This window comes from Streptomonospora nanhaiensis, from assembly GCF_026642255.1.
GTDB classification, from domain to species: domain Bacteria; phylum Actinomycetota; class Actinomycetes; order Streptosporangiales; family Streptosporangiaceae; genus Nocardiopsis; species Nocardiopsis tropica.
In genome coordinates, this window is sequence record NZ_CP113264.1 from 2,714,916 (window position 1) to 2,733,091 (window position 18,176).

Consider the following 18,176-nt stretch of genomic DNA (forward strand, 5'->3'; position numbering starts at 1 on the left):
GTCCTTCCCCCAGCGGCTGAGGAGGGTGCCATGTCCCTGAGAGAGCATGAGCGAAGAATCCTCGAGGAGATCGAGCGGCAGCTCCGCGAGGACGAACCGGACCTTGCCGAGCGCCTGGACTCCTTCGGGGCGGACGATCCCGACGCCATGGCCGACTCCGGCCTGGACGGCTGGAAACCGTGGGTGGCGTGCGGCCTGATCGCCGCGGTCACCGCGGGGCTGCTGGTCCTGCTGTTCGTCCTCACACCGACCGCTCCGCAGCCACCGCCCCCCGTCCCGGCCGGGACCTCGGAGACGGTGGAGGACACCGTTCCGGACAGCGGCCCGGCGGGCGTCGCTCCGGCGGACGAGGACCCCGCCGGCACCGGTTCCGGAACCGTGGACGAGGACCCCGCAGTGGACGAGGACCCGGGCCGCTAGGACCCGGGCCGCCAGGAACCCCGGGGGCCCGTCCCCCGTGGTTCCTGGCGGCCCCGGCCGGGCACGGCGCCGACCGCGTCCCCGCGGACGACGGCGGGCGGGCACCCACCGACCGGTGGGTGCCCGCCCGTTGCCGTTCCCGTCAGAGGGCGTTGGTGAACGCGGCGGCCAGGGGCGCGGCCACGGCCGAACCGCCGCCGCCCCCGTCGACCACCACGGCGAACGCCACGTCGCCCTTGTACCCCACCATCCACGCGTGGCTGGGGAGCTCATCGTTCTCGTCTGCGTCCTCGGCGGTCCCGTACTCGGCGGTGCCGGTCTTGCCGAACACCTCGCCCTGGAACGGGACGTTCTCGGCCGTGCCGTCGGTGACGACCGCCCGCATCATCCCCCGCAGCGCCTCCGCGTTGGCGATCGGCCGCGGCTCGGGCAGCTCGGTGGCGGCGGGCTCGGTCACCAGCACCGGGTGGCGCCAGGAACCGTCGGCGACGGCGGCGGGCACCGTCGCCATGTGCAGCGGCGAGGTGAGGATCTGGCCCTGGCCGATGCTCTGCGCGCCCAGCATGGTGCTGCTGTCCACCGGCGGGAAGGACGGCTCGAAGGCGGGGACGCCGATGTCCAGCGGGGCGTTCATGCCGAACTGCTCGGCGCTGGCCTGGAGGGTCTCGCCGCTGAGCTGCGCGCCGACCCGCTCCACGAGGGCCGTGTTGCAGGAGGTCGCGAACGCCTCGGTCACCGACTGGGCGCCGTACTCGGCCCCGCCGGCGTTGCGGAACGGCCAGCCGCCCAGGTCGTACTCCTCGGGGCAGTCCAGGGAGGCGTCCATGCCCATCCCGTTGTCCAGGAGGGCGCTGTAGGTGACGATCTTGAACGACGAGCCGGGAGGGTACTGGCCCTCGAAGGCCCGGTTGAACCCGCCGGGCACGTTCACCGCGGCCAGGATCTCCCCGGTCGAGGGCCGGACCGCGACCAGGCCCGCGGGGTCGTCGGAGTCGATGATGGCGCTCGACGCCGCGTTCTGGATCCCCATGTCGATGCTGGTGGTGATGTCCTGTCCGTCGGACCCGTCCAGGGTGGCGACCGTGTTCTCCTCGGTCGCCTCCAGCGAGGCGGGGTCCTCGGCCTGTGCGGCGTCCACCATCAGGATGGTGGTCGCCGCCTCGCCGGCCAGCTGCTCCTCGTAGGTGAGCTGGAGGCCGCCGAGGCCCACCGTGTCGCCGACGCTGTAGGCGGGGCCGAGGCGTTCGAGGTCCTCCTCGGTGGCCTCCCCCAGGGAGCCCGCGATCATCTGGAGCGAGCCGGAGATCGCGGCGCCCTCCAGGGGGGTGCCGTCCGCGGCGAGGACCTGCCCCCGCTCGCCCCACACCGCGGTGCGGGCCAGGACCTGGCCCTCTCCGAGACCGGGGTAGGCGACCTCGGGCGAGAAGTCGACCCACCACGCGCCGTCCTCGCGGATGAGGGGGAGCTCCCCCTCCCACCCCCAGTCGTCGGCGTTGGTCAGCGACATGGTGACCTCGTAGGGCGCGCTGCCGGTGCCGCCGTCGGTCGTGGGCGTGCCGACCTCCACCTCGATGGAGTCGACGCCCAGGCCCGCGTCGATGCCGCCGAGGATCTCGGCGGCATCGACGCCCCTGGTCACGGCGGCCAGGCGCTCGTAGTCCTGCGCCTCCCAGGAGGCCTGGTACTCGGCGGTGGCCTCCTCGGGCTGGGGCATGGTCAGCACGTACCAGGACACGCCGCCGCCGACGAGCGCCAGCACCACCACCGCGGAGACGATGCCGATGAGCAGGCCGCGCCGCGACTTGCGGGGCTGGGGCGGACCGGGGTCGTAGGCGTCGTCGGGCCCCTCGGGACCCTCCGGGCCGCCCGGGCCCGAGCCGCCGTTGTACAGGTACTCGAAGCCCTGGCCGGACGCCGGGGCCGCCGCCGCGCGGTTCTCCGCGTCGTCGCGGTGGGGTTCGCTCCCCGGGTAGGGGGTGTCGCCCTGGTGGACGGGCTGGCCCCTGTAGGGGTCGTCGTCCCAGCCGTCGTACCGGTCGTCCGGGGCGCCCTGCGCCGCGGAGCGGGCCTCCCGCCCCGGCTCGCCGGGGCTCCGGTAGGGGTCGTCGTCCCACGTGCCGCCGCGGCCGTCCGGGCCCGGCCCGGACTCCGCCTGCGGCTCCTGCCACGAGTCGTGCGCGGGCTGGGGGCCGCTGGGCTCGCGGGAGGCGTTCCAGTCGCCGGAGGGGCCCTGGGCGGCGGGGTAGGGGGTGTCCCAGGGGTCGTCGGGCCTCGCGTCCGCGACGGGGGGGCTCCACGAGTCGTCGGAGGGGGTCCTCCCCGAGGGGGCGTCCCATGCGTCCGGTGCGGGGGTCTCGCCGGAGGGGGCGTCCCAGGAGTCGCGGGGGCGCGCGTCCGCGTCGGCGGCGCTCCAGGTCCGGGCGGTGTCGCTCCAGGACTCGGTGGAGGGCTCCCCGCCCGGGGGGTTGTCCCGTGCGTCCGGGGCGGGGGAGCCGCCGGCGGGGGCGTCCCAGCTGCGGGGCCGGTCTGGGTCGGAGGGGGTGTCCCGTGCGCTCGGTGCGGGGGTCTCGCCGGAGGGGGCGTCCCAGGAGTCGCGGGGGCGCGCGTCCGCGTCGGCGGCGCTCCACGGCTGCGCGGAGGGTTCGCCGTGCCGGGGGGAGTCCCACCCGGAGGACGCAGCCCCGGCCGGGGGCGAGTCCCGGTCCGCGGACTCCCTGTAGGGGTTGTCCCACGTCGATGCCGAACGCTCGAAGGAGTCGTCCTCCTCCGGGTGTCCGTGCCGTCCCCGCTGCGGTTCCCACGGCTGGGCCGGAGCGGCGGGCTCCGGTTCGCCGGAGGACGCCGGGTCCGCCGGACGGGGGTGCTCGTAACCGAACCCCCCGCTCTCGGCCGGGCTCGGCGGTTGGGGCCGCCGGGGGATGCGGTAGGGGTTCTCGGGGCGCGAATCGCCTACCGGGGTCTCGTCCGACTGTTCGGGCGGCCCGGAGGAATCCGGCTGCCGGGGGGACCGTTCGTCCACGCCTGACCGTCCTTCGCTACGTTGCCTGGAGATACCACGATGCCCCGCTCCCACCTCGGTGGGAGCGGGGCACGAGGATGAAGGTCGGCATGGCGGTCGCCTCTCGGCGCGGGGCACAACGGGGCTCCTGGCCGTACGGTCACCCGCCCGAGGGCGGGGCCGGACGCGGTATTCCGCGAAGGCAATAGTTGAGGCCCGGGGGACACTTGCTACCACACCGACCAACAGTGACTCTAACCCATCAGCCGACGCCGTTGTTCCGGTACGGGGCGGCGATCGCACATGCGCAATCTCACGGTGGGAACCCGACCTGTGCGGGAAGGGGGTGCGGCCGGTCCCGCAGAGGGGCGCGGGACCGGCCGGGGAAGCTCACACGCCCTGTCAGGCCTGGCGTGCGATGCTGGTCTGTTCCTCGCGGGAGCGCAGCTTGAGGCGCTTGCGGCCGCGCTCGGCGCCCAGCTCCTCCTCGCGGGCCTCGATCCGCTGCCAGCCCTCCCAGGTGGTGTAGTCCACGCCGCGCTCCTCCAGCAGGGACCGGAAGGCGACCGGGTCGGGCTCGGCGGCGGGGGTGAAGGACTCGCGGTCGGCCACCAGGTTGGTGACCGTCTCCAGGGCGTCGCCCTTGGTGTGGCCGATGAGGCCCACGGGACCGCGCTTGATCCACCCCGTGGCGTAGACGCCGTCGATGTGGTTCTCGTCCAGGTCCAGGACGCGGCCGCCCGTGTTGGGGACGACACCGCGCTCCTCGTCGAAGGGCAGGTCGGCCAGGGGCGACCCCAGGTAGCCGATGGCCCGGTAGACGGCCTGGACCTCGTGGTCGACGTACTCGCCGGTCCCGCGGACGCCGCCTTCGCCGTCCAGCTCCATGCGCTCGGTGCGGAAGCCGGTGACCCGGTCCTCGCCGAGGATCTCCACGGGGCTGTGCAGGAAGTGCAGGTGCAGGCGGCGCTCGGCGCCGCGCGGGTCGCGGATCGCCCAGTTCTGGAGGACCTTGACGTTGGTCTTGACCTGGTTGGACTCCTCGCAGGAGCGGAGGCTGCCCTCGTCCATGTCGAAGTCCTCGGGGTACACGATGACCTCGACGCCGGGCTGCTTGTCGAGCTCGCGCAGCTCCATCGGCGTGGCCTTGCACTGGGCGATGCCGCGGCGGGCGAACACGTGGACGTCGGTGATCTGCTTGGCGCGCAGCCCCTCGTACACGTTGTCGGTGATGTCGGTGTCCAGCAGGTCGTCCGCGCTCTTGGCGAGGATGCGCGCGACGTCGACGGCGACGTTGCCCGCGCCGATCACGGCGACGCTGGTGCCCTCGACGTGCCAGGAGGGCGGGACGTCGGGGTGGGAGTCGTACCAGAAGACGAAGTCGGCGGCGCCGTGGCTCCCGGGCAGGTCCACGCCGGGGATGTCCAGCGGCCGGTCGCGGTCGCTGCCGGTGGAGAAGACGACCGCGTCGTAGTGGCGGCGCAGGTCCTCCAGCTTGAGGTCCACGCCGTACTCGACGTTGCCGTAGAAGGTGATCTCCGGCTTGTCGAGGATCTTGTGGAGGGCCCCCTGGATCTGCTTGATCCGGGGGTGGTCCGGTGCGACGCCGTAGCGGACCAGACCGTAGGGGGCGGGCAGCTTGTCGAGGATGTCGATGCTGACGGACGTGCCGCACGCGGACAGGGTCTCGTCCTTGGTGAGCAGGTCCGCGGCGTAGATCCCCGCAGGCCCCGCACCCACGATTCCCACTCGCAGTGGTCGCGTCATCGCACAGCTCCAAGTCTTCGCGCCAGAGTCGGACGCCATCAAAAGGTAAGGCTTGCCTAATCTATCCGGTGTTGGCACCGGGAAAACCTACTATAATGGTAGACAATTCCGCTCCCGCCCCCAGGGGCGTGGAAGGGGTCCGGCGCTGCCCTGCGGGCGGGCGCCCCTGGTGGGGGCGGGGTCCGCGGCGTTCCGCGGATGTCGCCCGTGGTCCTCAATCAGGGGTCAACGCCCCGTCACGGGCGAATCAGCCCCCGTGTGCCTGTGGGGAAAGTCACCCCTGTTCGAGCTCGGCCTTGACCGACGAGGCGAACCTCGGTACCTGCTCCTGGCCGGAGAGCTTGGCGATGGCGTCCATGACGGCGTCCGTCGCCTCCCGGCGCGGACGCGCCTTGTGGGCCTTGTCCTTCCAGGGCGACAGGTCCACCGGCTCGCCGAAGCGCACCCCCACGCGGTTGAGGGAGGGGACCCTGCGGCCCGGGGGCAGGATGCGCTCGGTGCCGGTCAGGGCCACCGGGACCACGGGCGCGCCCGTGGTCAGCGCCAGCCACGCCAGCCCCGTCTGTCCCTTGTACAGGCGCCCGTCGGGGGAGCGCGTGCCCTCGGGGAAGATGCCGAAGACCTCCCCGCCCTCCAGGACGGCCAGGCTGTTGTCCATGGCCTCCTGAGCGCTCTCGCCGGGGCGCCGGTCCACCGACAGCTGGCCGATGGCGCGCAGGGCGCGGGCGAAGAGGCGCCGGGGCAGGGTGCCCTCGTCGAAGAGCTCCTGCTTGGCGATGAAGCGGACCGGCCTGCGGCAGGCCACGCCGATGAAGAGCGGGTCGATCAGCGCGAGGTGGTTCGAGGCCAGGATCACCGGCCCCTTCGGGGGGACGTGGGCCGCGCCCTCCACGCGCTGCGGCCACACCACGCGGGTGGCCGGCGCGATGACGGCCTTGGCGGCTGCGTAAAGTGACACCATGAGGTCGCCTCTTCTCGGTGGGTGGTGGGTCCGTGGGGTGTACGGACTTACCGAGGGCTCCCGATGGTCCGCGCGCCCTCGAGCCTAGCGGGGGTCCGGAGCGGGAGGCGGGGCCGAGGCGCGGTCGGGACTGTTCCCTCGGACACTGCCGTGCCGTGGGTCACACGCGCTACGCTGATGGTCTAGACCTCTGGCGCAGGTCGGGGGCCCAGCATCCGGACGCGCTCGTGAAGCGAGGAAGAACAGCCATGCCGAAACTGGTCGACGTCAGCCACCAGATCACCGACGGGATGACCACCAGCCCGGGCGTCCCCCGGCCGGTCGTCCGGGAGGGGGTCTCCGTCCCCGGCGCAGTGCCCGGCCACGGCGACAGCAGCGGCCGCGTCACGATGGTGGGGGCCACGGGCACCTACGTCGAGATGCCCGCCCACCGCTACCGCGACGGCGCCGACCTCGCCGACCTGGACCTGGCACGCGTGGCCGGCCTCCCCGGCACGGTCGTCACCGCCGCGTCGTCCCCCGAGATCGGCCCGGAGGCCTTCGGAGGCCTCGACCTGCGCGGTCGCGCGGTGCTCGTGCGCACGGGGTGGGACAGGCACTGGCGGACCGAGGCCTACGGCCGTTTCGACCACCCGCGCCTGACCGAGACCGCTGCCAAGGCCCTCGTGGAGGCCGGGGCCGTCCTGGTGGGCATCGACTCGGTCGGCGTGGACGACACCTCGCCCGCCTCGGAGGGGGCGAGGCCCGCGCTGGCCGTCCTCCTCGCCGCGGGGATCCCCGTCGTCTCGCACCTGTGCCTGCTCGACCAGCTCCCCGAGGAGGGGTTCACCTTCTTCGCGGCGCCCCCCAAGGTCCGCGGGATGGCGGCCTTCCCCGTGCGGGCCTTCGCCCTCACCGGCTGACCGCCGTCGGACGCGTGCCGGGGACCGCGCCCCCCGTACGCGTCCGCGCCGGCGCCCCGGAGCCCGGGGTCACAGGTCGGCGTCCACGTCCTTCTGGGCCCGGTTGCGCTCCCGCTGGGCCCGCCGCTCGACCTCCTGCTGGGCGGCGCGCTCGTCCTGGGCGACGGCGCTGGTCATCGAGTTGGACAGCGCCCGCAGCTCCATGTTGATCCGGGGGTAGGCGGCCAGCCTCGGCAGCGCGCCCAGCCGCGGCGTGCGGCGCTCCTCTATCGCCGAGATCAGCTCCCCGAAGGCCAGGTCCACCCTCTGGAGCGTGATGACGCCCACCGGTTCGGGCTTGCGGTCCTGCGCCAGCGCCGCCAGGGCGAGGTAGCCGATGCGCTGGGTGGCCACGACCACGGGCCACAGCGGCCGGGTCGAGGCGGCGCGCGGGACGTCGCCGATGGCGCTCTCGTACACGCCGCGCAGGCTCACCAGGGCCGCGCGCATGTCGCGCCGGAGCCGGTAACGGCGCCCGGGGCCGATCTCCACCTCCTGGTCCAGCACCGCCAGCATGCACTGGCGGGTGGTCGCCAGAACGCCCGCGATGGCCTGCGGCAGCCGGGTCGCCGACGCCTTGCGCCACAGGAGCAGCGAGCCCGCCATGCCGAACGCGGACCCCACCACGGTGTCGATGATCCGCGACTCGGCCAGCGCGGTGATGGGGTGCGGCGAGGCCGTGTAGGACAGCAGCAGCGCCATCGGGGTCAGCAGCACCGAGGCGTAGAGGAAGTTGCGCCCCACCACCAGCTGCGTGGCCCCCTGGAGCACCCCGGCCAGCACGATGACCGCCGCCAGCGGCAGGTCGAGCATCAGCAGCCCGGCGCCGACGACCACGCCCAGCAGGGTGCCCAGCGAGCGCTGCACCGAGCGGTTCATCGTCAGCACGACGTTTCCGGCCTGGAGGACCGCCGTCGTGGTCAGCGCCACCCAGTAGTAGTGGTCCAGGCCCAGCCACAGGCCGAACACCCCCGCCGCGGTGACCGTCACCCACATGCGCAGCGCGGTCGGGCGGATGAGCGAGTCCCCGCTCAGGCTGGAGCGCAGGGCGCCCCACAGCGCGGGGTAGCGCTCGTCGTGCAGTGTCTCCGTGCGCTCGTCGTCCTCCTCGTCCTGGCTCGCCCGCCGGGCCGAGTGCGCGGCCCGGGAGAGCAGCGAGTAGAGCCTGGCCTCCAGCGAGCGCGGGCGCATGCCCCGGCGCAGTTCGTCCAGGGAGTCGGGGTCCGGGGCCCGGCCGGGGTCGGCCACGGCCAGGGCCAGGGCGTCGGCGTACTCCGCGACCTCCTCCGGAAGCGGGGAGGGGCGCGCCATGCACACCTGCGTCGCGGCCAGGTGGATGTCGGACACCCACCGGAGCAGGGCGCGCAGCCGGGCGGCCTCGGCCGTGGTGCGGTAGCCGCGGGTCTGCCCCAGCAGGACGATGCGCCAGGCGTCCGCGAGGGTCGTCGACGCCTTGTGCTGGGCGTGGTCCAGGTCCGGGGTCCCCACGGAGCGCAGCAGGGAGCCCAGCGCGCGGAAGGCCGCGGCCACCGCCTGGTACTCGGGGTGCCGGGCGCGCAGGGGCGCCCCCGACATGGAGACGGCCCACCCGACCGCCGCGCCCAGGGCCGCGACCAGTGCGTGCAGGGGCACGTCGGCCAGGGTCCCGGGGGCGATCGTGGAGATGGTGGCGACCAGCACGAAGAACATCGGCCCGGGCTTGTCGACCCGCCAGGCCGCGCATACCCAGGTGGCGACCCCGGCGGTCAGGCCGATGGAGGCCACCGCCGCCCACGGGGACAGGGACGCGGCCATGGAGTTGACCGCGACGGCGGCGACGAAGCCCAGGCCCACCAGGGCGAGGGCGGCGGAGCGGTAGGCGTAGGGGGTCTTCTTCTCGTACAGGACGGTCATGGACCCCAGGGCGGCCAGGGTGCCGATCTGCGGGCCGAAGACGAGGGCGGCCAGGGCGAACGACACCGTCATCGCGATGGTGGCCTGGGCCGCGGTGGTCCACGCCCACGCCCCGGCCTCCAGGCCGAAGACGGCCTTCAGGTCCACGCGGGGGCGGGGGCGCTCTCCGACCTGGGCCCGCCGGGGCCCCTTGTCCGCGTCCGCACCGGGACCGTCGTCGGAGGCGTGGGAACCGCCCAGGTTCATCGGCCCGGTGTCTCCTGTGGTTCCCAGATCTCGCACGGCTTCCATCCTAGACCGGGATGAACCGGTACTTAGGTGACTACTTGGACGACTGTTGTACCGCAGTGGCGGCCGAGGCGACAGCCTCGTCGCGCTCCGCCTCCGCCCGCTCGGCCCGCTCCACCGCCCTGTCGCGGGCCTCCTCCGCCAGGGAGAGGCGGGCAGCGGCGGCCTCCCTGGACTCCGCGAGGGTCAGTTCGGCGTTGCGGCGCTGGGAGTCGAGTTCCGCGGCCAGGCGCTCGCGGTCGGCCGTGAGCCGGTCGAGTTCGGCCGCCAGGCGCTCGCGCTCGGCCGCCGCGGCCGCGCGGTCGGACTCCAGCCGCTCCTGGGCGCGGGCCAGCTCGGCGCCGAACCGCTCCCGCTCGGCGGACAGCTCCTCGGCCGACCGGTGCGCCTGCGCCTCGGCGCGCTCCGCGCGGGCCAGGGCGCTCTCCGCCGCCAGGACCGCCTCGTCCCGGCGGCGCGCGTGCTCCGCGGTCTCGGCGCGCAGCCCCTCCGCCTCGGCCCTGGCGTGCTGCACCCGCCGCGCGGCGTCGGCGCGCTCGCGGTCGAGCTCCTCCGCCGCCCGGGCGGTGATCCCGGCGATCCGGCGCTCGGCCGAGGCCAGCCCGGCGTTGGCCTCCGCGGTGGCGGCGTCGCGCTCGACGGCGGCGGCGCGTGCCGCGGCCTCGTGCCGGTCGCGCTCCTCCAGGGCGGCGTCCCGGGCGGACAGGGCCTCGTCGGCCATCCGCTCGGCCTCCTGGGCGGCGGCCACGGCGGCGGCGGCCGCGTCCTCCGCGACCCGGCGCGCGGTCTCGGCCTCACGCCGGCGGTTCTCCGCCTCCAGCCGGGCCCCGTCGGCCTCCGCGGCGTGCCGCGCGCCCGCGAGGCGGGCCGCCTCCACCTGGGCCTCGGCGGCGGCCGGATCGGTCATGGTGGAGAAGGCCTCGGTCGCGGCCCGAAGGGTGGCGGTGAGCTGCTCGCTCTGCACGGCGAACCGGGTGAGGAGGTCGTCCGCGCGCAGGCGCGCGGCGGTGACGGGCTCTGCGCCCGGCGCCGGGGAGGCTCCGGGCGCCGGCTCCTGGGCGGCCCGCGCCGCCTCCTCCTGGCGCTCGGCCTCCTGGGCCTGGCGCTGGCGTTCCTTCCAGGCGCGCCACCGGGTGTGCTCCGGCAGTCCGCAGTACTGGGAAGGACGTCCGGGGGAGGACGCGCGGGGCACCGGCCGGTCGCAGCCGGGGAAGTTGCAGGTGTTGGAGTCGGAGGTGGCCACGGGGTGAGCGTAGCGGTTCGCCGCCGCCCGCCGCCGGGGTGTGTCGCCCTCCCGCGACGTGAGGGGTTCGGGCCCGCGGGGCGGCCCCGTGCCCGCGGCCCCGCCCCTGCCGGGCAAGCTTCCCGCGGGGGCGTGGGGCGGCGCGTCGGCGTCATCGGTCCCGAGGAGCCGGACGGGACCGCGCTGCCCGGGGTGAAAGGCGCCGCGCCCCGCACCGGACAGGATCGGTGCGGGGCGCGGCGGGGGCGCCTGCCGGGGCGCCGTCCGGGCCCGCGCCTCGGGGGCGGGCCCGGACGCGTCCGCGGTGGGCGTCGGGGGAGAGGGGGCTCAGTCGTGGGCGCCGAAGCCGTCCACGCGGCAGACCATGGTCGTCACGAAGGGGCGGAAGCCCTCCCGCTCCAGGAAGCTGATGTCCTCGGACGCGGTGGCCAGCGCGGAGAACTCGATGTCGCGGATGCCCATGGAGGCGAGCTGGCGGCGCACCTCCTCCAGCAGCTTCGACCCGACCCCGCTGGAGTCGTACTCCGGGTCGATCGCGAACGTCTGCACGACCGCGACCCGCGTCCCGCGGTCCCAGCTGCCCTGCGCGCTCTCGCGGATGGTGACCATCGCGTACCCCGCCAGGTCCTCGCCGCTCTCGGCGAGGATCGCCATGGTGTCGGGGTCCGACAGCCAGGCCAGGTACTGGGCGCGGCGGCGGCGCCAGGACTCGTCCAGGCTCGTGGCGCTGATGATGTCCGACAGGTGCGAGGCGCTCAGGGTGTGCTGCTGGTGGAGGGCGCCCCACAGGTCCGCGAGCTCCTCCACCTCGTGCGCGCCCAGGTAGCGGAAGCTGAGGAGACCGACGTCGGTCGTACGAGGTTTGGTCATCAGCGAAGTTTGCATGTTCTTCTCACCCGTTCCCACCAGCATTGGGTGCTGATCCCCCGGGGTCCCCAGAGCGGGGACCCGTGGTTGAGCTGTGTTCCGACTGTACGTGTCGGTGTCGACCCGAACGGGCGTGACACGAAAAAAAGAGATGCACGAGATCGCAGTAGAAGAATTAGTTCGATTCTTTCCTTGGTAAATCCAGGGTTCGCCCGGTGTTGGGCCACGCTTCGGCAGTGTGCACGGAATCACCTTCCGAGCTGGGGCAACAGGACGGAAACCACACGGAAACCTGTTCGTACTGTCATAAGTTGGAGCGCATGATCGACGTTCGGCGGTTGCAGCTCCTCCAGGCACTCGAACACCACCGCACGGTGGCGGCGACGGCGGAGGCGCTCAACGTCACCCCGTCGGCGGTCTCCCAGCAGCTCGCCGTCCTGGCCAAGGAGGCCGGGGTCCCCCTCGTCGAACGCCAGGGCCGCCGCTTCCTGCTCACCGGCGCCGCGCGGGTGCTGCTCCGGCGCGCGCACGTCATCTTCGCGGAGATGGAGCGGGCCACCGCCGACCTCGCCGAGTACGCGCAGGGCGACCGCGGCGTCATCCGCGTCGGCTCCTTCTCCACGGGGATCAGCGACCTCGTGGCCCCGGCCCTCGCGCGCCTGCGCACCAGCCACCCGGAGTGGTCCTTCGAGGTCGTCCAGGCCGAGCCCGAGGAGAGCGCCGAGATGGTGCGCTCCGGGCGACTGGACGTGGCCCTGACCATGTCCACCCGGCACCTGCCCGCCTCGGGCGACCCCGACTTCCGGGTCGACCCCGTCATGGTGGAACTGCTCGACGCGATCCTGCCGTACCAGCATCCGCTGGCCGCCCGCACCAGCCTCCACCTGGCCGAGGACCTGTCCGACCAGGACTGGATCATGTCCGCGCCCGGCACGGCCTGGCACGAGTGCGTGTCCGGCGCGGCCAACCAGGCGGGCTTCCAGCCGCGCGTGGTGCACACCGTCGACGACTTCAGCGCCGTCTTCTCCCTGGTGCAGGCCGGCCTGGGCATCGCCCTGATGCCGCGGCTGGCCTGGACGGGGCTGCACGCGCCGCAGATCGTCGTGCGGGGCGTGCGCGAGACGGCGCGCCGGCACATCGTCGCCCTGTCCCGGGCCGGCTCGTCCCCCGAGCCCCTGCTCACCGCCGTCCGGGAGGCCGCCAGCAAGGTCCCGGTGCCGTCCGTGGGACCCTTCGCCATCGCGGGCTGACCGGGGCGCCCGGGGCAGCGCCCGGGCTCAGGCGGGCAGCGGCGGGACGTCGTCCAGGACCTCCCCGGCCGCCTCGTGCAGGTACCGCGCCACCAGCTGGATCGGCCGCCACGCCCACCCGCCGGTGCGGCCGGCCAGGAAGACCTCCCTGACCCCGCCCAGCTCTCCCAGGGGCGCGTGCGCCACGCCGCGGCGGGTCACCGCAGCCAGGCGCGGGACCACGCCGATGCCCAGCCCTGCCGCGACCAGCTCCTCGAACAGATCCAGTGTGTCGACGCGGTGCGCGATGCGCGGCGTGAAGCCGGCGTCGGCGCACATCCGCTGCACCAGCGCCTCCTCGTCCCCCCGGTAGGGGCTGGCGATCCATGACGCCCCGGACAGTTCCCGCAGCCGCCGCCGGGTCAGGGTCCGGCTGTCCGCGCCCTCGGACGGCTGGGACAGGAGCAGCTCCTCGCCGCCGATCGGGCGCACCGTCAGGGTTCCCGGGAAATCCCGGGGGAGAAGGCTGTACTGGTACACGACCCCCAGGTCCGCGCCCCCGGTCTGGAGGAGGGTGAGCGCCTGCTCCGACTCGTGCTCGGTCAGCTGGACCTCGATGCCCGGGTGGTCCTGCCGCAGGCGCCGCAGGGCGGGAAGCACCACGGGCGCGGCGCTCGTGTACATCACCAGGTCGACGCGGCCGACGGGTTCGCCCTCGCCCTCGAACTCGGCCCGGGCCGCCTCCACCCGCGCCAGGATGTCCACCGCGTGCTCCGCGAGCCGCCGCCCCGCCGGCGTGAGGCGCACGCGGCGGCCGTCGGGCGCCAGGAGGGGGACGCCGGCCTCCTTCTCCAGGACGGCGAAGTGTTTGGAGACCGCCGACGTGCTCATGCCTGTGACCTCGGACACTGCGGCCATCGTGCCCAGGCGCTCCAGTTCCACGAGCAGACCCAACCGGGTGAAATCCATCCACCGAAACTACACGGTCCATCAACCATCGGTCCGTGGACAGAAACGAACCTCTCGGATCCAATGGTCGGGTGATCCCCTCATTCGTGTCCTCGCTGCGCCGTGCCCGCTTCCAGGTCCCGGCGCCGGTCATGCTGCTCATCGGCATGTTCACCCTGCACACCGGCAGCGCCCTGGCCGTCACCGCGTTCGCGCACGCCAGTCCCGCCACCGTCACCTGGCTCAGGCTGACGTGGGCGGCGGTCCTGCTGCTGGCTCTCGGCGGTCGCTCCCTGTGGCGCGCCGTGCGCGCGGCGACGCCGCGCGAACTGGGGGCCGTGGTGATCCTGGGCACGGCGAGCGCGGGGATGATGCTGTTCTACTCCGAGGCGACGGCGCGGATCGAGCTCGGCGCCGCCACCTCGATCGAGTTCCTGGGCACCCTCGTCGTGGCCGTGGCCGCCATGCGCCGCCGGCGCGAACTCGTGTGGATCGCCGCGGCCGTGCTCGGCGTGCTCTGCCTCACCCGGCCCTGGCGGGGGGACCTCGACCTGGCCGGGGTCGGCTTCGCCCTGGCGGGGGCGGTCTGCGTGGTCGCCTACATCGTGCTGACCCAGAGGGTGGGCGCCGGCTTCGGGGCCGTCCACGGCCTGGCGCTGGCCATGACGGTGGGATCGCTGGTCAGCGCACCCTTCGGGGCGCCTGCCGTCTTCGCCGCCCCGGACGTGGACCTGATCCTGTTCACGCTGGTGATCGCGCTGCTCTTCCCGATGGTGCCGTTCCTGCTGGAGATGGTCGCGCTCCAGCGGATGGGCCGGACCGCCTACAGCACCTTCTCCAGCCTGGAGCCCGCGGTCAGCCTGGTGATGGGCCTGGTCGTCATCGGCCAGGCGCCCGTGGCCGTGCAGGTCGTGGGCATGGCGCTGGTGGTGGTCGCCGGGGTGGGGGCGGCCCGGGGTGACCGGAGCGACCGGCCCGCGGCGCCCGGCCCGGAGGCCGTGCGCCGGAGCCGGGCGGGGGAGGGCGTCCCCGGATCGTCGGCGGGGCCTCCCGCCGAGGGCCGGGACGTGCCCGTGCTCCCGGCCGGTCGCGGGACCCCGGAGGCGGAGCAGGCGGAGGCACCCGGGTCCCGAGAGTCCGACCGGGCCGCCTGAACCCCGGGAACGCCGGAGGGCCACCGCCCGTCCGGGCGGCGGCCCCTGGGCCTGCCGTGCTCACCGATGGCCGCCGGTCCGCTCCTCTCGGAGTGCGAAGACGTCTCCGGCGCGGAAGAACCGCACACCGCGCGGGTTCCTCGCGCAGACGAGGTGTCCGCGGTCCGACCAGCGCCTGACCGTGGAGACCCCGACCCCCAGGGCCAGGGCGGCCTCCCCGGTGAACAGGTAGAAGTCGGGCCCGGTGGCGAGGATCTCCTCCAGGTCGTACCGGTGGTTCACCGCCGGCTGCGGGGTAGCGAACGCCGTGGCTTCCTTGGTCGACTTGCGTGCTGGTTCCATGCCTCCAAAGTGGCCTCTGCCGGTCAAGTTGCTCCACTGATCGACGAGTTTCGGGATACGCCGGACACGCGGCTGGAAGGCGTTCCACAATGATTCCTGTGAAGCCTCCTCACTTCCCCGATGTGCTCCGCCGCCACCTCCAGATCAGCGGGATGACGCAGGCCGCGCTGTCCTCGCACTCGCGTGTCTCTCAGGCGTCCTTGTCCCGGTATCTCTCCGGAAAGACGAATCCGACGCGGGGGGCGGTGGACGCCCTGGATCAAGCTCTGGAGGCGAACGGCGCCGTCCTCGCGGCGTGGAAGAAGGAGGTCAGGGATGACCTTCCTCCGTTCCTGAGGGATGTCGACACCTTGGAGAGGGAGGCGCTTCGGATTGATCTCATCTCACCGGTCACGGTTCCGGGCTTGTTGTGGTGCCAGGCATATGCGCGTCTGGTGTACCGCGCTGGTAGAAAAGTCCGGGACGTCGAACGTCTCGCGCAGTTGCGGTCCGAGCGCTTAGGGCACCTGTCCTCAGATATTTGGGCGGTTTTTCCCGTGACGGCATTGACGGGTGTTCCGGACGCGGTTCGTGCTGATCAAGTCAAGCACCTGCTGTCACTCCCGGAATGGGTGTCACTTCACCTGGTCCCGGAGAAGAGTCTTCTTCTGGGTATCCCTGGCCCGATCATGGTGTTCCAGCTCCGGGACGGTCGACATGTCGTGACGAGTGACCACTTGGAGGGGAATCAGGTCTATGGAGACGCAGTTCTTCCCAGGGTGACCGAGTTGCTCCGAGACGCGTACGCGCTAGCGTTGCCCCACAAGACCACCCGTGAACTGCTGGGGGAACTGCTGTGACTGCTGACTGGTTCAAATCCTCCTACTCCGCGAACAGTGGGGCCTGTGTGGAGGCTCGTCTCTCCGGGATCGGGGCGGACGTCCGCGACACGCAGAACCGCGATGCGGGAACCCTCTCCTTCCCCTCCGGCGAGTGGCGCGCGCTACTGGCGGCCGAGGCCCGGTAGTCGCCGCCCCGAGACCGTGCCCGCCCGGTCGTCCGACCGGGCGGGGGTATCGGCGGGGTCCGCTTCCAGGGGTTTCCGCGCACCGGACAAACTGTGATACGCACCACTTCTGAGGTGTGAGAGCTGCCCGATTCGGCCGGAAACCGGCTGTCATCGCGCCGCCACAGCCCATCTGAGCAGCGAAGACCGTCACGTTGCGTACGGGAACGGGCTCTGAGCTGGGATTTCCCCTCGCGTATCGGACAGTCCGAATGCACTAGCTTGGTGCGATCATGGCCGCGAAATCTGATCTCGAACTCCTGCGCGCCCACGAACCCGTGCTCATGTGCACGAAGGGGGAACTCTTCTTCCCCACCGACGTGGACGCCTACGTACGCAACTGCAGCCTGTGGATCGAGGAGCCCGGCGGACGCGAACGCGTCCTGGTCCCCGCGGGGGAGCTGACCCTCGACCGTCTGTCCCAGGCCGAGGAGGAGTGGCCCGAGCGCCACAAGCACCTCCGCTTCGTCCAGGAGGAGACCCTGCGCGAGGAGGCCCGGCGCTACAAGGGGGTCGCCCGCTCGGTCATCCCCAAGAGCGGCCGCCTCGCCGCCGTCGGCGTCCTGGGCCGGGTCCTCGACATCCTCATGAAGCTCTCCCTGCTCATCCGGGGCGCCGTCCCCGGCGGCGTCACCTTCGCGGCGGTGACCCGGTACCGGGAGCGCGTCGACAACGGCGGCGCCACCTACTACGGCCGGGTGTCCCGCGAGGGCGGCTACATCATCCTCCAGTACTGGTTCTTCTACGCGATGAACGACTGGCGGACCATCTACGGCGGGGTCAACGACCACGAGGCCGACTGGGAGCGCGTCACCGTCTACGCCGTCGAGAACCCCGACGGCACCACGCGCCCCGTCTGGGTCGGCGCCTCCTCGCACGAGTACCACGGCGACGACCTGAGGCGCAGCTGGAACGACCCGGACCTGCACCGGGACGGCGACCACCCGATGGTCTACGTCGGCGCGGGATCGCATTCCCACCAGATGCTCCCCGGCGACTACCTCATCCAGGTGGACCCCTCCTTCCTGCGCGGCATCATCCGCGTCTGGCAGTGGATCGCGCACCGCGTCTTCCGCGCGGACAGCGCGATCAACCGCCACGGCATCGGCGTCCCCTTCGTCGACTACGCGCGCGGCGACGGCGAACGCCTCGGCCCCGGCGGCGACCGCGAGTGGTACGCCGTCCTGATCGACGACGACACCCCCTGGCTGAAGGGCTTCCGCGGTCTGTGGGGGCGCGACACCCGCGACTTCTTCGACGGGGAGCGCGCGCCCAGCGGCCCCCGCTACGAGCGCGACGGCACCATCCGCCGCTCGTGGGCGGACCCGCTGGCCTGGGTCGGCCTCCAGAAGGTGGCGCCTACCGAGGCCGCCGCCCGCGCCGAGCTCCGCTCCCACGTGGGCGTCCTGGACGAGCGCCTGCGCGAGATGGACGCCGACGTCCTGCGCCGCCGCCACGAGCTGCGCCAGCTCGACTCCGCCCGCATGGCCCTGTCCCGGGAGGCGCACTCCCGGCCGCGCGCCCGCGAGTACACCGAGCAGATCGAGGCCCTGGAGGAGGAGCTGGCCCAGGTCTACGAGAAGCGCGTGCTGACCGCGGACGAACGGGACACCCACCTCCGGGCCCTGGCCTCCGAGACGCCCCTGGTGCCCACGCCGACCGGGCACCTCAAGGCCCCGCACCTGCCGTACTCCTCCGGCCAGCAGCGCACCGCCCGCTTCCTGCACCTGTGGGTGGCCCTGAGCACCCCGCTCCTGCTGGTGTCCCTGGCCCTGCCCATGTTCCTGCTGGACGGGCAGTTCACGCTCTACGCGATGCTCGGGGTCGTGGTGGCCTTCGCCGCCGTCGACTCGGTCGCCCGCCGCAAGTTCGTCCAGTACCTCACCGGTCTGGCGATCGCGGCCTTCGTGATCGGGATCGCCGTCGGGATCGTGGCCGCGTTCATCGCCGACTGGCGGATCGCGATCGCCGTCCCCATCGCGGTCATCGTGGTGCTCCTGCTCGTGGTCAACATCCGCGAACTCCTGCGCCGCTGACCCTCCCGCCCCCGCGGCCCCCGCCGCGGGGGCGGGGCGCTCCC

General features: G+C 73.2%; 15 protein-coding genes. 7 read left to right on the forward strand and 8 right to left on the reverse strand.

What is annotated here, in order from left to right; genetic code table 11:
* The first annotated feature begins 30 nt into the window (after positions 1-30).
* Entirely contained in the window at positions 31-420 is a 390-nt protein-coding gene (locus tag OUQ99_RS11635; RefSeq protein WP_267949451.1) for a DUF3040 domain-containing protein, read from the forward strand.
* A 142-nt stretch (positions 421-562) separates the two neighbouring features.
* Here the strand turns inward: OUQ99_RS11635 and OUQ99_RS11640 are convergent, their stop codons facing one another.
* From OUQ99_RS11640 to OUQ99_RS11650, 3 genes are all read right to left on the reverse strand, one after another.
* The gene (locus OUQ99_RS11640) at positions 563-3,439 is read right to left on the reverse strand and encodes a penicillin-binding transpeptidase domain-containing protein (protein ID WP_267949452.1); all 2,877 of its coding nucleotides are present in this window, start codon (positions 3,437-3,439) and stop codon (positions 563-565) included.
* A 381-nt stretch (positions 3,440-3,820) separates the two neighbouring features.
* Positions 3,821-5,167 (reverse strand): FAD-dependent oxidoreductase, encoded by a 1,347-nt coding sequence (locus OUQ99_RS11645; protein ID WP_267950347.1) that lies wholly within the window; start codon positions 5,165-5,167, stop codon positions 3,821-3,823.
* A gap of 292 nt (positions 5,168-5,459) precedes the next feature.
* On the reverse strand, positions 5,460-6,143 hold the full coding sequence (locus tag OUQ99_RS11650; protein WP_267950348.1) for a lysophospholipid acyltransferase family protein: 684 nt from the start codon (positions 6,141-6,143) through the stop codon (positions 5,460-5,462).
* A gap of 251 nt (positions 6,144-6,394) precedes the next feature.
* Here OUQ99_RS11650 and OUQ99_RS11655 point away from each other — a divergent pair, with 251 nt between their 5' ends.
* Positions 6,395-7,048: a cyclase family protein gene (locus OUQ99_RS11655; protein ID WP_267949453.1), complete on the forward strand. Its 654-nt coding sequence runs from the start codon at positions 6,395-6,397 to the stop codon at positions 7,046-7,048.
* A gap of 69 nt (positions 7,049-7,117) precedes the next feature.
* Here OUQ99_RS11655 and OUQ99_RS11660 read toward each other — a convergent pair whose 3' ends face one another.
* From OUQ99_RS11660 to OUQ99_RS11670, 3 genes are all read right to left on the reverse strand, one after another.
* Complete coding sequence (locus OUQ99_RS11660; RefSeq protein WP_378552565.1) at positions 7,118-9,226, reverse strand: FUSC family protein; 2,109 nt, start codon at positions 9,224-9,226, stop codon at positions 7,118-7,120.
* Between the two features lie 76 nt (positions 9,227-9,302).
* Positions 9,303-10,511, reverse strand: a complete 1,209-nt coding sequence (locus OUQ99_RS11665) for a hypothetical protein (RefSeq protein WP_267949455.1) — start codon at positions 10,509-10,511, stop codon at positions 9,303-9,305.
* 327 nt (positions 10,512-10,838) lie between these two features.
* Positions 10,839-11,381, reverse strand: a complete 543-nt coding sequence (locus tag OUQ99_RS11670; protein ID WP_267949456.1) for a GNAT family N-acetyltransferase — start codon at positions 11,379-11,381, stop codon at positions 10,839-10,841.
* A gap of 317 nt (positions 11,382-11,698) precedes the next feature.
* On the opposite strand from OUQ99_RS11670, the gene OUQ99_RS11675 reads away from it, so the two are divergent.
* Positions 11,699-12,628 (forward strand): LysR family transcriptional regulator, encoded by a 930-nt coding sequence (locus tag OUQ99_RS11675; protein WP_267949457.1) that lies wholly within the window; start codon positions 11,699-11,701, stop codon positions 12,626-12,628.
* Between the two features lie 27 nt (positions 12,629-12,655).
* Here the strand turns inward: OUQ99_RS11675 and OUQ99_RS11680 are convergent, their stop codons facing one another.
* Positions 12,656-13,576 carry a LysR family transcriptional regulator gene (locus tag OUQ99_RS11680; protein WP_267949458.1) on the reverse strand — a complete coding sequence of 307 codons (921 nt, stop codon included), beginning with the start codon at positions 13,574-13,576 and terminating at the stop codon, positions 12,656-12,658.
* Between the two features lie 71 nt (positions 13,577-13,647).
* Between OUQ99_RS11680 and OUQ99_RS11685 the strand changes: the two genes are divergently transcribed.
* Positions 13,648-14,709 carry an EamA family transporter gene (locus OUQ99_RS11685; RefSeq protein WP_267949459.1) on the forward strand — a complete coding sequence of 354 codons (1,062 nt, stop codon included), beginning with the start codon at positions 13,648-13,650 and terminating at the stop codon, positions 14,707-14,709.
* A gap of 60 nt (positions 14,710-14,769) precedes the next feature.
* Here the strand turns inward: OUQ99_RS11685 and OUQ99_RS11690 are convergent, their stop codons facing one another.
* Positions 14,770-15,051 (reverse strand): helix-turn-helix domain-containing protein, encoded by a 282-nt coding sequence (locus OUQ99_RS11690; protein ID WP_267949460.1) that lies wholly within the window; start codon positions 15,049-15,051, stop codon positions 14,770-14,772.
* Positions 15,052-15,149: 98 nt separating this feature from the next.
* Here OUQ99_RS11690 and OUQ99_RS11695 point away from each other — a divergent pair, with 98 nt between their 5' ends.
* The 3 genes from OUQ99_RS11695 to OUQ99_RS11705 all read left to right on the forward strand — a co-directional run bounded on the left by OUQ99_RS11695 (position 15,150) and on the right by OUQ99_RS11705 (position 18,132).
* Complete coding sequence (locus OUQ99_RS11695; protein ID WP_267949461.1) at positions 15,150-15,890, forward strand: Scr1 family TA system antitoxin-like transcriptional regulator; 741 nt, start codon at positions 15,150-15,152, stop codon at positions 15,888-15,890.
* Positions 15,887-16,057, forward strand: a complete 171-nt coding sequence (locus OUQ99_RS11700) for a DUF397 domain-containing protein (RefSeq protein WP_267949462.1) — start codon at positions 15,887-15,889, stop codon at positions 16,055-16,057. The genes OUQ99_RS11695 and OUQ99_RS11700 overlap by 4 nt, the downstream gene beginning before the upstream one ends.
* A gap of 272 nt (positions 16,058-16,329) precedes the next feature.
* Positions 16,330-18,132, forward strand: a complete 1,803-nt coding sequence (locus OUQ99_RS11705; protein ID WP_267949463.1) for a hypothetical protein — start codon at positions 16,330-16,332, stop codon at positions 18,130-18,132.
* Positions 18,133-18,176: the final 44 nt, after the last annotated feature.

Bases quoted from the DNA above. Each gene is read 5' to 3' on its own strand.
- OUQ99_RS11675 (WP_267949457.1), top strand. From the start codon at position 11,699: ATGATCGACGTTCGGCGGTTGCAGCTCCTCCAGGCACTCGAACACCAC.
- OUQ99_RS11635 (WP_267949451.1), top strand. From the start codon at position 31: ATGTCCCTGAGAGAGCATGAGCGAAGAATCCTCGAGGAGATCGAGCGG.
- OUQ99_RS11660 (WP_378552565.1), bottom strand. From the start codon at position 9,226: ATGAACCTGGGCGGTTCCCACGCCTCCGACGACGGTCCCGGTGCGGAC.
- OUQ99_RS11705 (WP_267949463.1), top strand. From the start codon at position 16,330: ATGGCCGCGAAATCTGATCTCGAACTCCTGCGCGCCCACGAACCCGTG.
- OUQ99_RS11670 (WP_267949456.1), bottom strand. From the start codon at position 11,381: ATGACCAAACCTCGTACGACCGACGTCGGTCTCCTCAGCTTCCGCTAC.
- OUQ99_RS11680 (WP_267949458.1), bottom strand. From the start codon at position 13,576: ATGGATTTCACCCGGTTGGGTCTGCTCGTGGAACTGGAGCGCCTGGGC.
- OUQ99_RS11690 (WP_267949460.1), bottom strand. From the start codon at position 15,051: ATGGAACCAGCACGCAAGTCGACCAAGGAAGCCACGGCGTTCGCTACC.
- OUQ99_RS11655 (WP_267949453.1), top strand. From the start codon at position 6,395: ATGCCGAAACTGGTCGACGTCAGCCACCAGATCACCGACGGGATGACC.